The organism is Sphingopyxis sp. GW821-FHT12F08, from assembly GCF_058806755.1.
The window spans coordinates 234,448-249,156 of sequence record NZ_JBXAQA010000005.1 but is presented as its reverse complement, the minus strand read 5'-3'; the positions used below and the strand labels follow the sequence as shown (position 1 = coordinate 249,156).

Below are 14,709 nucleotides of genomic sequence, written 5' to 3'. Positions count from 1 at the left end.
ATCGCCACCCCACCCAAATCACCCATCCACCTTGGGCACCCGTTTCCCTTTGGTCCGGCTCGTCAAATGAAACCGCCCGCAGCGGTCGCATCGATACGCCCGCAGCACCAGCCCGCTTTCCCGCGCCGCCGCGATCGCCTCCTCCACCGAGGCATAGCGCAGCTTGCGCGCGCAGATGCTCGCCCGCGTGCGCACGGGCTCAGCGCCGCGCCGCCGCCCAGTCGATCGGCCCGCCCACGAAGCGCTGGCGCAGATTGCCGAGCGCCATGGCGTTGCCGCCCTCGAAAAAGCCGACCAGCGCGCGCCCGCCGTCGCTGCCGGGATAGCCGCGCGAGGTCAGCCGCACGCGTGTCTGCTGGCCCGCCGGCTCGATCTCGAAGACGCTCGTCACCTTCTGATAGTCGTCCCAGTGCGGAAAACCCGCGGGCGCCTTGACCGTCCGAAACGCCAGCCGCTTGCCCGCGACCCGCTCGCCGAAGCGCTGCTGGATCGTGTCGGGACCGCCGGGCTTGGCCGCGGGATCGTAGCTGCTCTCGATCAGGTCGGGGTCACGATCGACGATCCGCGCGACCGGCACCGCCCATGTCATCCAGCCCTCGGCGGTCGAGATCGCGGTCCATACATCCGCCGGACGAGCATCGACCAGCACCTCATGCACCATCGTCGTCGTCGCATCGGCCTCGACCGTCTTGGCGACCGTCACCTTGTCGGCCTGCGCCGCCGTCGGCATCGCGACCGAAAGCGCCGCCGCCAGCCCGAGGAGCAGAAGGCGCATCAGGCGAGCAGCTTCGCCATCATCCGCTCTTCCTTTTCGACCCACGGCGCAAAGCTCGGCCGCGCCAATATCGCCGCGCTCCACGCCGCGACCTTCGGGTGCGTCGCGGGGTCGACGCACGCGCCGCAGTGGCGAAAGTTCATCAGCGGCGACGCCACCGCGAGGTCAGCGAGCGTCAGCCGGTCGCCGACGAGGAAGCCCGACGCCGGGATCGCACTTTCGAGATAATCGAGCAGCTTGGGCAGTTCCTCGCTCTCGGCGAGCGCCGCCGCGGCGAGGTCACCCTCGCGCCCGAGGAATTTCGGCGCGACGATGCGGTTGAAGAACATCTTGCCGCTGCAGGCCGCGAACACCGTGTCGCCGAACTCCTCCCACCAGATCACGCGCCCGCGCGCCTGCGGGTCGGCGGGGATCAGCGCGGGCGCGGGATATTTGGCCTCCAGATACTGGATGATCGCGCTCGAATCGGCGAGCATGAAGCCGTCGTCGTTCATCGCCGGCATCTTGCCGAGCGGCGAGGCGGCGCGGAACCCCGGGTCGGGATCGCCGATGCCGACCCCCTTCAGCTCGAAATCGAGCCCCTTCTCGCCCAGATAGGCGAGCAATTTGCGCACGAAAGGCGACACCAGCGAACCATAGACGATCATATCCCGCTCCCGACTTGTTTCGCCGCCATAGTGGGACAGGCGGCGGCGGATCGCAAGGCGCCAACGGCCTGATATATAGCGCTTGCCATGCCCGCCGCCGCATGTGAGAGTCCTCGGCGAGGGGCGCCATCCACGGCAATTGCACCGCAGGAAAGCATGATGTTGGGCTCCGCTTGGGCAGATCGGCTGATGGCGCTCTCGGTGCGCGTGATCGGCTTCGTGATCGTCGCCGCCGCGCTCGCCGGGGCGGCGGGCAGCTTCCTCTACAACCAGTCGCAGGAGGCCGATCAGGCGGCGCGCATCGCGCTGCAGATGAACACGCGGCTGCGCGACCATGTCGGGGTGCTCGAGGGCGTGCGCGCGATGTACCAGTCGGATACCGCCGCGAGCGGCCCCGGCATCCGCTCCTATCTCGCCGCGCTCAGGCCGCAGGAGAATGCCCCGGGCATGGAGGGGGTCGGCATCGCCGCCGCGATGCGCCGCGACGATCCGTCGACGGCAGAGGCGCAATTGCGCGCCAACTACGGCCGCGACATCAGGGTCTGGCCGAGGGCGAGCAGCCAGAAGGTCGGCTTCGCGGTCGTCCTCGTCGAGCCCTATACCCCGCGCCGCAACGTCGCGCTCGGCTTCGACATGTACAGCGAAAGGACGCGGCGCGAGGCGATGCGCCGCGCCTGGCAGACCGGACGCCCCGCCGCGAGCGGCATCGTCCACCTCGCGCAGGAACGCGCCGCCGCGGTCAAGCAGCCGGGTTTCCTCATCTATGTCCCCGTCTATGCGCGGCGCCCGATCGAGGCGCCCATGCTGCCCCCCGGCCGCCCGCCTTCGGAAAGCGACGCCCCGGTCATCGCCACACTGCCCGGCCAGCGCCCGGTCGAGGCCTTCATCTACGCGCCGTTCCGTACCGACGACATGATGCGCGCGATCCTCGGCGAGCAATTGAATTCGATCGACGGGGTCGAGGTGCGCGCGGGCGAGGGGCCGTCGGCGCCGCTCGTCTTCCACCACGGCACGCTCGGCTGGGACGCGCATGAACAGAAGTTGCGCGTCGCCGACCGCCAATGGACGATCCGCATCTCCTATGGCCGCTTCCTCGACCGGCTCGGCCGCCCGCTCGGCATCTTCCTCTTCGGCGTCGCGCTCGCGCTGCTCGCGATGCAGATCCACCGCCTCCAGCATCGCCGTCTCGATGTGGCGCAGGCGCTCGCCGACGAACAGGCGCGCCACGCCGAAGACCGCGAGCTGATGATCGGCGAGATGGCGCACCGGATGAAGAACGCCTTCGCGCGCATCGGCGCGCTCGCGCGCATCACCCTCCGCGAGTCGGCCGATCTCGCGGAGTTCGAAACCAAATTCGACGGCCGCATGCGCGCGCTGTCCGACGCCAAGCAGATGCTCGTCACGGGCGCGGTCGATATCTTCGACCTCGGCCGGATCATCCGCCGCGAACTCGAGACCACCGGCCGCAGCTCCAACGATGTCGTCGGCCCCGATGTCCGCCTCGACGACGAAGCTGCGCAGGCGATCTCGCTCGCGGTGCACGAACTCGTCACCAACAGCATCAAATATGGCGCGCTCGCGGACAAGGGCGACCTCAAGGTCGGCTGGCGCCGCGTCGGCGACGACATCGAGCTGAGCTGGACCGAGAACAACCTGCCCGAAACGCCCACCATCGAGGGCGAAAGCTTCGGCACCCAGTTCATCCGCACGCTGATCGAGCGCCAGCTCAAGGGCAGCTGGTTGCGCGCCGCGACCGATCATGGCCTCACCATCACCATCCGCTGGCCCGATCGCGATGTCGGGGCCTGACCCCATCTGGCAGATCTGGATCGACCGCGGCGGCACCTTTACCGATGTCGTCGCGCGATCCCCCGACGGCCGCGTCGTCACGGCCAAATATCTCAGCGAAGACCCCGCGCGCCCGGGCGACGCTGCGGTCAATGCGATCCGCGACCTCACCGGCGCCAAAGCGGGGGCGCTGCCGCCGCTCGCGATCCGCATGGGCAGCACCGTCGCGACCAACGCGCTGCTCGAACGCAAGGGACAGCCGACCTTGCTCGCGATCACGCGCGGTTTCGGCGACGCGCTGACGATCGGCTATCAGGACCGCCCCGACCTGTTCGCGCGCAAACTCGACCGCACGCGCCCGCCGCACGCCGAAGTCGCCGAGATCGTCGAGCGCGTCGGACCCGACGGCGAAGTGCTGACCCCGCTCGACGAGGAACAGGCGCGCGCTGCGCTGCAAGCTGCGCGCGACAACGGCCTTTCGAGCATCGCGACCGTGCTGATGCACGGCTATCGCTACCCGGCGCACGAGCAGCGCCTCGCCGAAATCGCCCGCGACCTCGGCTTCACCCAGATTTCGACCAGCCACGACGTCAGCGCGCTGATCAAGCTCGTCGGTCGCGGCGACACGACGCTCGCCGACGCCTATCTCTCGCCCGTCCTGCATCATTATGTCGACCAGTTCGTCGCGCAGCTCGGCACCGGACCGGGTGGGGGTGCGGCCCCGCAGTTCATGAAAAGCTCGGGCGGCCTCGCCGCCGCCGCCGCCTTCCACGGCCGCGATGCCATCCTCTCGGGGCCCGCGGGCGGGATCGTCGGCATGGTCGGCAGCGCCGCACCGCTCGGCAAGGACCGGCTGATCGGCTTCGACATGGGCGGCACCTCGACCGACGTCAGCCATTATGCGGGGCGCCTCGAGCGCGATAACGAAACCATCGTCGCGGGCACCCGCATCCGCGCCCCGATGCTGCGCATCCACACCGTGGCGGCGGGGGGCGGCTCGATCTGCCGCTGGGATGGCGCGCGGCTGCTCGTCGGCCCCGAAAGCGCGGGCGCGAACCCCGGCCCCGCCGCCTATGGCCGCGGCGGACCGCTCACCGTCACCGACTGCAACGTCCTGCTCGGCAAGATCCAGCCCGATCATTTTCCCAAGCTCTTCGGCCCGAAAGGCGACCAGCCGCTGGGTCGCGATGTCGTCGTGCAAAAGTTCGCCGCGATGGTCAAAGACGTCGGCCTCGCGCCCGAAGCGCTCGCCGAAGGCCTGCTCGCCATCGCGGTCCAGCAGATGGCGAACGCGATCAAACGCATCACCATCGCGCGCGGCCACGACGTCACGCAGGGCTACAGCCTTGTCGGCTTCGGCGGCGCGGCGGGGCAGCATGTCTGCCTCGTCGCCGACGCGCTCGGCGTCGACGAAATCCTGCTCCATCCGCTCGCCGGCGTGCTCTCGGCCTATGGCATGGGCCTCGCCAAGCCCTCGGCGATCCGCGAGCGCACGCTGGCGCTCAAACTGGACGACGATTGCGCCGCCGTCCTCGCCGCCACCGAAGCCGAACTGTCGGACCAGGCGCGCGCCGACCTCGCCGGGCGCGCCGGGACCGCCCGCGAAACCCTGCTCTTCGTCCGCCTCGCCGACAGCGACAATGCGATCGAACTCCCGCTCGCGCCGCCGCAAGAGGTCGCCCGGGCCTTTGCCGCCGCCTTCCGCCAGCGCTTCGGCTATGCCCCGCACGACAATCTCGTCGTCGACCGCATCCGCGTCGAACTGACCGAGACGGGCGATGCCCCCGCGACGCTACCGCCGCCCGCGGCGACGGCCGAGACCGCGCCCGAGACCGTCACCGCCTGGCTCGCCGGTGCACAGCACGACGTCCCGCTCTACCAGCGCAGCGCGCTCGCCCCCGGCCGCAGCATCGCCGGCCCCGCGATCATCATCGACGCGCTCTCGACCACGGTGATCGAGCCGGGCTGGAACGCGAGGGTCGAGCATGAGGGGACGTTGCGGCTCCAGAAAAGCCCCTCCCCTTCAGGGGAGGGGTTGGGGTGGGGGCCCGAAACCTCGCGCAAGGCCGCTGGCCCCCACCCGCTGCGACTAGGCCCGGCTTTGCCGGACCAAGTCTCGCTGCCCTCCCCTGAAGGGGAGGGCGAAGTCCAGCAACCCGACCCCATCCGCCTCGAAATCTTCAACAGCCTGTTCATGGCGATCGCCGAGGAAATGGGCGGCGCGCTCCAGCACAGCGCCTCGTCGATCAACATCCGCGAGCGGCTCGATTTCTCGTGCGCGCTCTTCGACGGCAGCGGCAGCCTCGTCGCCAACGCCCCCCACATGCCCGTCCATCTCGGCTCGATGGGCGAGAGCGTGCGCACCATCCTTCGCCAAAGGACCAGCGACGGCCGCGGCATCCGGCGCGGCGATGCCTATGCGCTCAACGCGCCGTACGACGGCGGCACCCACTTGCCCGACATCACCGTGATCATGCCGGTCTTCGTGAACGGCGACACGCCCAGCTTCTTCGTCGCCGCGCGCGGCCACCACGCCGACCTCGGCGGCATCGCCCCCGGGTCGATGCCCCCCGACAGCAAGAGCATCGCCGACGAAGGCATCCTGTTCGACAATGTATTGATCGTCGACGACGGAAATTTCCTCGACGATGCCGTCCGCGCGCATCTCACCGCCGGCGACTGGCCGGCGCGCAACCCCGCGCTCAACATCGCCGACCTGAAAGCCCAGGTCGCCGCCTGCCAGCGCGGCGCGAGCGCGCTCGCCGACCTCAGCGCCGCGCACGGCGTCCAGACCGTCGTCGCCTATATGACGCACGGCCAGCGCCAGGCCGAAGCCGCGGTCCGCCAGCTCATCGCCCGCCTCGACGACGGCCGGTTCCATTATGCGATGGACAATGGCGCCAAGGTCGCGGTGGCGGTGAAGGTCGATCGCGAAGCCCGCCACGTCACCATCGACTTCACCGGCTCCTCGGCAACGCTGCCCGACAATTTCAACGCCCCAGCGCCGGTCGTCCGCGCCGCGGTGCTCTATGTCCTGCGCACGATGCTCGACGATCCGATCCCGATGAACGAAGGCTGCCTCGCCCCCGTCACGCTGATCGTGCCCGACGATTCGATGCTCAGCCCGCGCTATCCCGCCGCGGTCGTCGCGGGCAATGTCGAGACCAGCCAGGTCATCACCGACGCGCTGTTCATCGCCTTCGGCGCGATGGCGGGTGCGCAGGGGACGATGAACAATTTCACCTTCGGGGGCGACGCGCACCAATATTATGAGACGATCGCCGGCGGCTCGGGCGCCGGGCCCGGCTTCGACGGCACCAGCGTGATCCAGACGCATATGACCAACAGCCGGATGACCGATCCCGAGGTCATGGAAACCCGCTTCCCGGTGATCGTCGAGGAATTTTCGATCCGCAAGGGTTCGGGCGGCGACGGTCGCTGGCATGGCGGCGACGGCGCCATCCGCCGCATCCGCTTCCGCGAAGCCATGGCCGCGAACATCCTCGCGAACCGCCGCAAGGTCGCGCCCGCGGGCCTCGCGGGCGGCGGCGACGGCGCGCCGGGACGCAACTGGGTCGAGCGTGCCGACGGCTCGATCGAGATGCTCGCTGCGACCGGCAGCGCCGAGCTTGCCGCGGGCGACGCCTTCGTGATCGAAACGCCGGGCGGCGGGGGCTATGGGAAAGCGGGGAGCGCGGGCGAATGAAAATGGTTCACGCGGAGACGCGGAGACGCGGAGGACCTGGTTCGCGCAGCGGCGCACAGTTCGCCGAGATTTTGTTCGCGCAAAGACGCAAAGACACGAAGAAGCGGTGGCAGCTGCGAAGCGGCTTTCTCCTTCGACGTTGCGCCGGAACGCGTGGTCAAAAGAACAGGGGGCCTGGCGGCTCGAGCTGCTTTCTTCGTGTCTTTGCGTCTTTGCGCGAAACCCTTCTCCCTCTGCGCCTCTGCGCGAATCCTCCTTTTTCCTCTTTCTTCCTTCTCCGCGCCTCCGCGCCTCCGCGTGAACCTTTAAAATCACCCACCTCGCAGGCGCGCAGCTGATGCTCGTCCTGATCGGCATCCTCATCATCATCGCGGGCTTCCTGCTCCGCTTCAATCCGCTGCTCGTGATCATGGCCTCGGCGCTAGCGACCGGGCTCGCCGCGGGGCTCGACATCGCCGCGATCGTCGCAGCGTTCGGCAAGGCGTTCAACGACACGCGCTATGTCTCGATCATCTGGATCGTCCTCCCCGTCATCGGCCTGCTCGAGGCCTATGGCCTGCAACAGCATGCCCGCAATATCATCGGCCGTATGAAGGGCGCGACCCTCGGTCGCCTGCTGACGGGCTATCTGCTCCTCCGCCAGGCGACGTCGGCGGCCGGCCTTACCTCGGTCGCAGGCCATGCCCAGACCGTCCGCCCCCTGGTCGCTCCCATGGCCGAAGCCGCCGCCGAGGCCCAGAACGCGGCGCTCGCCGACGACCAGCGCGAGGAAGTGAAGGCCTATTCGGCCGCGACCGACAATATCGGCCTCTTCTTCGGCGAGGACATCTTCCTCGCCATCGGCTCGATCCTCCTCATGAAAGGCGTGCTGGAAGGCCATGGCTACCAGATCGAGCCGCTGCATTTCTCGCTCTGGGCGATCCCGACCGCGATCGCCGCCTTCCTGATCCACGCTTTCCGCCTCTGGCGCCTCGACAAAAGGATGCGCGCATCCGGGGAGCGCGGCGCATGATCACCCTCGGCCATGTCTATATCCTGGCGGGCCTTACGTTCGCGCTCTTCGCGCTGCTCGGCCTCTATGACCGCAGCAACCCGAAGCGCTTCGGCAACGCCGCCTTCTGGGGCCTGCTGGCGGCTTCGATGATCCTTGGCGATTATCTCGGCGATTTCGGCAATGGCGTGCTCGTCCTCGCGCTCGTCGCGATTGCCGGCGCCGGCCAGATCGGCCGCGCGCCCGGCGGCGAGGTTCCCGCCGAGGTGCAGGCGACACGCGCCGGGAAATACGGCAATTTCCTCCTCCTCGTCGCACTCATCATCCCCGTGGTCGCGCTCATCGGGACCTTTCTCTTCAAGGAAATTCCCGGCCTCGCCGACCCCAAGCAGGCGACGCTCATCTCGCTCGCGATCGGCGTGCTGATCGCGCTCGCCGTCGGCATGGCGCGGTTCAAGCCGCCCCCCCTGCTCCCGCTGCAACAGGGCCGCCGCCTGCTCGATTCGGTCGGCTGGGCCGCGATCCTGCCGCAGATGCTCGCCAGCCTCGGCGCGGTCTTTGCGCTCGCCGGCGTCGGCAATGTCGTCGGCGACCTCATCGGTACCGCCATCCCGCAGAACAGCCTGTTCGGCGCGGTGCTCGCCTTCGGGCTCGGCATGGCGCTCTTCACCATGGTGATGGGCAACGCCTTCGCCGCCTTCCCGGTGATGCTGGCCGCGGTCGGCATGCCCTTGCTCATCAAGCAGCACGGCGGCGATCCCGCGGTCGTCGCGGCGATCGGCATGCTCGCGGGCTTTTGCGGCACGCTGATGACCCCGATGGCGGCGAACTTCAACCTTGTCCCCGCCGCGCTGCTCGAGCTCAAAAATCCCTATGGCGTGATCAAGGCGCAGATCGGGACCGCGCTGCCGCTGCTGGCGGTGAATATCGTCTTCATCTGGCTCTTCGCCTTTTAGCGCCCTCCCCAGATCCCGTTCGCCCTGAGCTTGTCGAAGGGTCGTTCTTTCTTTTTGACGCCGCAAGGAGAAGGACGGTGCTTCGACAAGCTCAGCACGAATGGTTAGGGGAAGGCAGATGACCCTCACCCCCGACCGCGCCACGCGCTTCGCGGCCGCCACGCTGTCGCACCTCGGCCGCGAATATCCGTACAAGATGGACCTCGTGATGAACGGTGCCGAGGACGCGAAGCCGCCGCGCGACCATCATCCGATCTTCCACGGCAGCTTCGACTGGCACAGCTGCGTCCACGGCTGGTGGCAGATCCTGCGCCTCGCGCGCCGCTTCCCCGACCTCCCCGTCGCCGCCGAGATCCGCGCCCGCGCCGACGTCATGCTCGTCCCCGAAAAGATAACGGGCGAACTGGCCTTCCTCTCGCGCCCCTATTCGGCCGCCTTCGAGCGCCCCTATGGCTGGGCCTGGCTGCTCGCGCTCCACGCCGAGGCGACAAGCCACAACGCCCCTTGGGCCGCGGCGCTCGAACCGCTCGCCGCCGCCTTTGCGCAACGCTTCCACGCCTTCCTGCCCAAGCTCACCTATCCCTTGCGCGTCGGCACCCATTTCAACATCGCTTTCGCACTCCTCCTCGCGCGCCACTGGGCCGACGCGCGCGATCCCGCGCTGGTCATGCTGATCGACACCCGCGCCCGCGACTGGTTCGCCGACGACCGCGACTGTCAGGCGTGGGAGCCCGGCGGCGACGAATTCCTCTCCTCGGCGCTCACCGAAGCGCATTTGATGGCGGCCATCCTCGGCGATGATTTCACCACCTGGTTCGACGCCTTCCTCCCCCGCGCCGCGCAGGAACAGCCTGCGACCCTCTTCACCCCCGCCACCGTCTCCGACCGCAGCGACGGCAAGATCGCGCATCTCGACGGCCTGAACCTCAGCCGCGCCTGGTGCTGGCGCGCCATCGCTTCGGCGCTCGGCCCTGCGCACCCCGTCGCGCCGGTCGCCGAAGCCGCCGCGCAGCGCCACTTGGGCGCCGCGCTCCCGCACGTCACCGGCGACTATATGGGCGAACATTGGCTCGCGAGCTTCGCCTTGCTCGCGCTCGACGGGCTCTAGGCTTCGTCCGTCCCCAGCCACGCGCGCATCGCACGCGCATCGGCGACCTCGGCGTCGAGCGCCGGGTCGCCGCGCTGCCGCACCCAGCGCCACGCATGGCCCGCCATCCGCGCGGGATAAGCGGGCCACACGCGCCAGCTGCCCACCGGCACCCCGGCATAATGCGCGACGATATGGCGCGGCGGAAAAGCCCGCGCCAGCGCCAGCGCCAGCTTGCCGCGCTTGCGCCCGGTCTCGGCCATGCGCGTCGCAAAGCCGCGTTCGGCGCGCCGGTCGGCGTCCTGCAGCAACAGCGCCTCGGCCGCCGCGACCAGCCGCGCGGGCACTGCCGCCAGCGCCGGGTCTCCGGTGTCGCGTTTGCCCATATATTTGGCGACCAGCGCGAACAGCAGCCGCGCCCCGCCCGCCCGGCCTGCCCGCTCGGCCTTATCCCAGAAGCGCGGCCAGTCGATCGCCGCCGCGTCGATCGCGCGCGCGAGGTCGGTCAGCACCTGCGGCCCGATGTCGAAGGGCTGGCGCCCGTATGCCGCGTGCACGACGAGGTGCAGCAGCAAATCGGTGGGGTCGAGATAGGCGATCTCCGCCGGCCCCAGCGCCGCCCCCACCCGCCGCGCGAGCAGCCCCTCGGTCACCGCAGCCATCTCCGCCCGATCCTTGCCATCGCCCGGGTTCGACAGCCGCCAGTGCAGCTCGAACGCGATCTTCTGCGGCCCCCAGTGCAGCGGCGGCAGATGCTTGTGATGGATCAGCGCATAGTCGATCGGCGTGTGTGACACCGGCCCCGGCACCGCCCCCGCCGCTTCCATCGCGGCGTAGAGCCGCAGCGCATCGGCTTCGCCCAGCAGCAGGTCGACGTCGCGCATCGGCCGCAGCGCGGGATTCGGATAGGCATGCCAGGCGAGCCAGGCCCCCTTGAGCGCCGCATAGGCCAGCCCCTCGCGGTCGGCGAGCGCCGCTACCGCGATCAGCGCCTGCTGCACCGCCAGCGACCGCTCGCTCGCCGCGCGCCACCCCCGCGCCCAACGCGCCCTCAGCGCTGCGGGCACCGGCCAGTCGGCCCCGCGCCGCTGCAGCTGGTCGTGCAGCAGCGGCGCCAGCCGATACTGCTTCGCCATGCCGGCTATCGTTTCCCACTCCGCCTCGGACAGCGCCGCGAGCACCGCGCGGTCGGCGGCGCGCGCGTCGGCGAGCATGTCGAGCAACAGCCGCGCGAGCGCCGCCCGCCCCGTCATTCGGCCGCCTCGACATGGCGGACGATCCGCCCGTCCTCGATCGCTACCTGCTGGTCGGCAAGGTCGAGCATCGTCTGGCGATGCCCGATGATCACCAGCGTCACCTGTCCGTGCAGCCCGGCGATCGCGCGGCGGATCGCTGCCTCGTTCGCGGGGTCGAGCGCGCTCGTCGCCTCGTCGAGTACCAAGAGCTCGGGCGACAGCAGCAATGCCCGCGCCAGCGCGATGCGCTGCCTCTCACCGCCGGACAATTGCTGCCCGCGGTCGCCGACCGGCGTGCCCAGCCCCTGCGGAAGCGCGAAGACGAAATCGGCCGATGCCTTTTCGAGCGCCGCGCGCAGCTCGGCCTCGCCCGCGTCGGGCGCGGCCCAGAGCAGATTGTCGCGGATGCTGCCCCCGAGCAGGAAGGGTTGCTGCTGGACATAGGCGACCGAGCGCCGCCACAATTGCCGCGCCGCGCCGGCAATCACGACATCGTCGACGCGCATCTCGCCCGCATCGGGCGACAGCAGCCCCATCAATATATCGGCCAGGCTGCTCTTGCCCGCCCCCGACGGCCCGACGATCGCGGTTGTCGTCCGCGCCGGCAGCGTGAGGTCGATATCGTGGAGCGCCGCCCCCTCGCGCCCCATATAAGTGAAACCGACCCCGGTCAGCGTCACCGCGCGCGCCAGCCCGATCGGCGCCGCGCCGTCGGGCGCCGGCATCTCGGCGACGCTTTCGGTCGCGCGCCGCAGCGCCTCGCTCTCGGCCATCGCCGCGGCCGAATGCAGCCAGCTGTGCCAGCTCTGCTGCACCACCCCCAGCATCGGCACCAGCCGCGCGAAGACCAGCAATATCGGCAGCAGCGCGGCGAGCGGCAGCGCCAGCACCCCCAGCCCGACATAGACCAGCGCCGCGAGCAGCGCCCCCCCGCCGAGCTGCAGCACCGTCCGCCCGTGGCTCGCGCTCGCGGCATGGTCGACCTGCCGCGTCCTGAGCGACCGCAGCACATCCGCGAAGCGCGCGCGCTGCCGCACCTCGCCGCCGAGCATCTTGGTGATCCGCACCCCGTCGAACCCCTCGGCGACCTCGGCCTGCAGCGCCTTGTTCGCGCCGCTCAGCGCGCGGCCCAGCCGCACCGCATGGCGGCGGTGCCCGGCAAAGCCGAAGAGGATCAGCGCCCCGCCCAGCGTCGCGACCAGCGCGACCTGCCACGACAGCAGATAGGCCGCGGCCAGATAGGCGGCGACGGTGAACAGGGTCGCCGCCAGCGTCAGCAATTGCTGGAATGCGCCGCCGATGCGCCCGATGTCGGTGATCAGCAGGCTCGCATGATCCGACGCGCGCCGGCTCGCCAGCCAGCGCCATTCGGCCGACACCAGCCCGGCGAAGATCGCCTCGCGCATCCGGTCGACCATCGCATGTTGCAGCTCAAGCGCCTTCATCGTCTGCACATGCTTGATCCACGCGCGCATCACGAGCAGTGCGAGGAAGATCAGCACGACCTGCCCCAGCGTCACCCCGCCCGCGATCCCGCCCAATATCTCGCCCAGCCGCCCCGGCACCGCCGCGCCGCCGCCGTCGACCCCGGCATCGACCAGCGCCAGCATCGGCACCAGCATCATGATGCCGACCCCCTCGGTCAGCGCCGCCGCGATCATCAGGAGCAGGACGACGGTGAGCCGCCCGCGGTCCGCCGACGCCAGCATGGTCTTCAGCAGCGCTACGGGCTCGACCGGGGGCGCGGGGTCAGACAAAGGCCGCGACCTCGACCAGCGCCGGGTCGACCGGATAGCCGGTGATCCTTTGCCCCGATGCGTCGAGCCAGGCATGCGCCGGCGGCGTGTCGGGATCGGCCTGCACCGCCGCCGCATGGTCGCGCCACACGCCAAGGTGCAGCGTCGCGGCGATCCCGCGCCGCTTCAGCATCGTGCGCGCCGCCATCGCCTGCGGCAGGCACACCGTTTCGACCGGCAGCCGCCCGACCGCGAAGCGCACCGCCCAGCTTACCAGCGTCGCCGCGTCGTCGGGGCGCTCGCGCGGCGCGGGCGGCGGCAGCGCCGCCGGCGATACCGGCGTCCCCAGCCAGCGCGCGACGTGCCGGAACGGCAGCATCGCCACAGCGATCCGCGCCGCGAGCAGCAACAGGCTCGCCTCGGCGACGAGCAGCACCCGCCGCCCGCCGAGCCGCCACGCGCTGACGAGCTTGCGCCGCGCGAGGGCGATCCGCCCGGTCATGCGTCCAGGTCGACGAAGATCGCGCCCGCCGCGGCGAGCCGCACGACATAGGCCGCCAGCTCGCGCCGCACCGCCCCGTCCAGCCCCGCCGCAAGCGCCGCAAAGTCTGTGTCGCTGCCGCTCGACAGCCGGCCGAGCACCGCGCCCACCGCGTCGCTGCACGCCAGGAAGCGCTCGCCGACCCACAGCCCGAAATCGCCGCTCGCCGGGTCGTGCACCGGCGCCAGCGCCCGCGCGCTCGCCAGCCGCAGCCGGCTGTCGTCGCTTAGCCGCGGCAGCGTGCCCGCCGCAAATTCGGGCAAAGTGAAGCGCGGCCGCGCGACGCGCTCGGCCTGCTGCTCGGCCAGGAAGGCCGCGGGCGGATGCGCCGCGTGCAGCACCTGCATCGCCGCGCCCAGCTCGTGCCAATATTGGGTGGTTGCCGCCGCGCCCGCCGCGACCGGCCAGTCGGCGCGGAAGCGGGGGTCGGCCAGCGCCTTGCCGACCAGCCAGCGCAGATAATCCTGCCCCGACGGCGGCGCGAGCGCGACCGTCAGGTGCAGGCTCGGCTCCTCGACCGGGGTCGCGACGTGCCACCAGCCGCGCGGGATATAGAGGATCGCGCCTTCCTCGAGGATGCCGTCGAACACCGGCACATCGTCCTTGGGCAGCAGCGGCGCTTCCTCGCCGCGCGCGGCATGGTCGCGCGTCGGGCGATGGACACGCCAATGCTTGCGCCCGGCGACCTGCAGGATGAAGACGTCGTGGCGGTCCCAATGCAGGTCGAAGCCGTTGTCGGCGCGCCATCCGGCATAGAGGTTGATGTTGCAGCGCGCGCCGAGTTCGCCGCCCAGCCGGTCGGCGAGCACGCCGATCCGCGGCACCATCTCGTCGACGAAGCTCAGCACCAAAGTCGCGCCCTGCGCCAGCTGCGCGGTCACCGCGCCCGCGTCGATCCGCCGGTTGTTGCCCGACACATGGATAAAGCGCTCGGTTGCGACATTCTTGCCGCCCTTGACCAGCATCAGCCGCGGCGGCTCCAGCCGCTGCGTCGTCAATATATGGTTGATCTCGTCCCAGCCGATCAGCGCGGCAAAGCGCCCCGCCTGCCCCGGCCAGGCGCGAAAGTCGCGGTTCCAGCATTGCGCCAGGAAATCGGGGGCCGACAGCGGCGCGACCAGCTCGGCCAGCGCCGGCGCTCCCGCCTCGCGGCTGGGCCGTCCCTGATCCCGTTCCGCCACACCCGTCTCCCCTGGCAACGCCGCTCCGCCCTTCCTTAGCCAGCGCCGCGCGGCGGTTCAATGCGC

11 protein-coding genes are annotated in these 14,709 nt (G+C 70.2%); 5 read left to right on the top strand and 6 right to left on the bottom strand.

Annotated elements, in window-relative coordinates; all coding sequences use genetic code 11:
• Nucleotides 1-199: 199 nt before the first annotated feature.
• Both AC1RNQ_RS15230 and AC1RNQ_RS15225 read right to left on the bottom strand, forming a co-directional pair.
• Nucleotides 200-775, bottom strand: coding sequence for an SRPBCC family protein (locus tag AC1RNQ_RS15230; RefSeq protein WP_493172314.1), 576 nt, complete (start codon nucleotides 773-775; stop codon nucleotides 200-202).
• Nucleotides 775-1,422: a glutathione S-transferase family protein gene (locus tag AC1RNQ_RS15225; RefSeq protein WP_493172312.1), complete on the bottom strand. Its 648-nt coding sequence runs from the start codon at nucleotides 1,420-1,422 to the stop codon at nucleotides 775-777. The genes AC1RNQ_RS15230 and AC1RNQ_RS15225 overlap by 1 nt, the downstream gene beginning before the upstream one ends.
• Before the next feature lie 159 nt (nucleotides 1,423-1,581).
• Between AC1RNQ_RS15225 and AC1RNQ_RS15220 the strand changes: the two genes are divergently transcribed.
• The 5 genes from AC1RNQ_RS15220 (at nucleotide 1,582) to AC1RNQ_RS15200 (ending at nucleotide 9,971) form a co-directional block, all read left to right on the top strand.
• Nucleotides 1,582-3,231, top strand: coding sequence for a CHASE domain-containing protein (locus AC1RNQ_RS15220; RefSeq protein ID WP_493172311.1), 1,650 nt, complete (start codon nucleotides 1,582-1,584; stop codon nucleotides 3,229-3,231).
• The gene (locus tag AC1RNQ_RS15215) at nucleotides 3,218-6,916 is read left to right on the top strand and encodes a hydantoinase B/oxoprolinase family protein (protein ID WP_493172309.1); all 3,699 of its coding nucleotides are present in this window, start codon (nucleotides 3,218-3,220) and stop codon (nucleotides 6,914-6,916) included. Before AC1RNQ_RS15220 ends, AC1RNQ_RS15215 begins: the two co-directional genes overlap by 14 nt.
• A gap of 337 nt (nucleotides 6,917-7,253) precedes the next feature.
• On the top strand, nucleotides 7,254-7,928 hold the full coding sequence (locus AC1RNQ_RS15210; protein ID WP_493172307.1) for a DUF969 domain-containing protein: 675 nt from the start codon (nucleotides 7,254-7,256) through the stop codon (nucleotides 7,926-7,928).
• Nucleotides 7,925-8,863: a DUF979 domain-containing protein gene (locus AC1RNQ_RS15205; protein ID WP_493172305.1), complete on the top strand. Its 939-nt coding sequence runs from the start codon at nucleotides 7,925-7,927 to the stop codon at nucleotides 8,861-8,863. The genes AC1RNQ_RS15210 and AC1RNQ_RS15205 overlap by 4 nt, the downstream gene beginning before the upstream one ends.
• A 118-nt stretch (nucleotides 8,864-8,981) precedes the next feature.
• On the top strand, nucleotides 8,982-9,971 hold the full coding sequence (locus AC1RNQ_RS15200) for a DUF2891 domain-containing protein (RefSeq protein WP_493172303.1): 990 nt from the start codon (nucleotides 8,982-8,984) through the stop codon (nucleotides 9,969-9,971).
• Here the strand turns inward: AC1RNQ_RS15200 and AC1RNQ_RS15195 are convergent.
• The 4 genes from AC1RNQ_RS15195 to AC1RNQ_RS15180 are packed head-to-tail and all read right to left on the bottom strand — an operon-like array spanning nucleotide 9,968 to nucleotide 14,643.
• Nucleotides 9,968-11,203 carry a nucleotidyltransferase domain-containing protein gene (locus AC1RNQ_RS15195; RefSeq protein ID WP_493172301.1) on the bottom strand — a complete coding sequence of 412 codons (1,236 nt, stop codon included), beginning with the start codon at nucleotides 11,201-11,203 and terminating at the stop codon, nucleotides 9,968-9,970. The two genes, AC1RNQ_RS15200 and AC1RNQ_RS15195, sit on opposite strands and share 4 nt — an antisense overlap.
• Complete coding sequence (locus AC1RNQ_RS15190; protein WP_493172299.1) at nucleotides 11,200-12,942, bottom strand: ABC transporter ATP-binding protein; 1,743 nt, start codon at nucleotides 12,940-12,942, stop codon at nucleotides 11,200-11,202. Before AC1RNQ_RS15190 ends, AC1RNQ_RS15195 begins: the two co-directional genes overlap by 4 nt.
• Nucleotides 12,935-13,423 (bottom strand): lasso peptide biosynthesis B2 protein, encoded by a 489-nt coding sequence (locus AC1RNQ_RS15185; protein ID WP_493172298.1) that lies wholly within the window; start codon nucleotides 13,421-13,423, stop codon nucleotides 12,935-12,937. The genes AC1RNQ_RS15190 and AC1RNQ_RS15185 overlap by 8 nt, the downstream gene beginning before the upstream one ends.
• Complete coding sequence (locus tag AC1RNQ_RS15180) at nucleotides 13,420-14,643, bottom strand: cupin domain-containing protein (RefSeq protein WP_493172296.1); 1,224 nt, start codon at nucleotides 14,641-14,643, stop codon at nucleotides 13,420-13,422. Before AC1RNQ_RS15180 ends, AC1RNQ_RS15185 begins: the two co-directional genes overlap by 4 nt.
• Nucleotides 14,644-14,709: the final 66 nt, after the last annotated feature.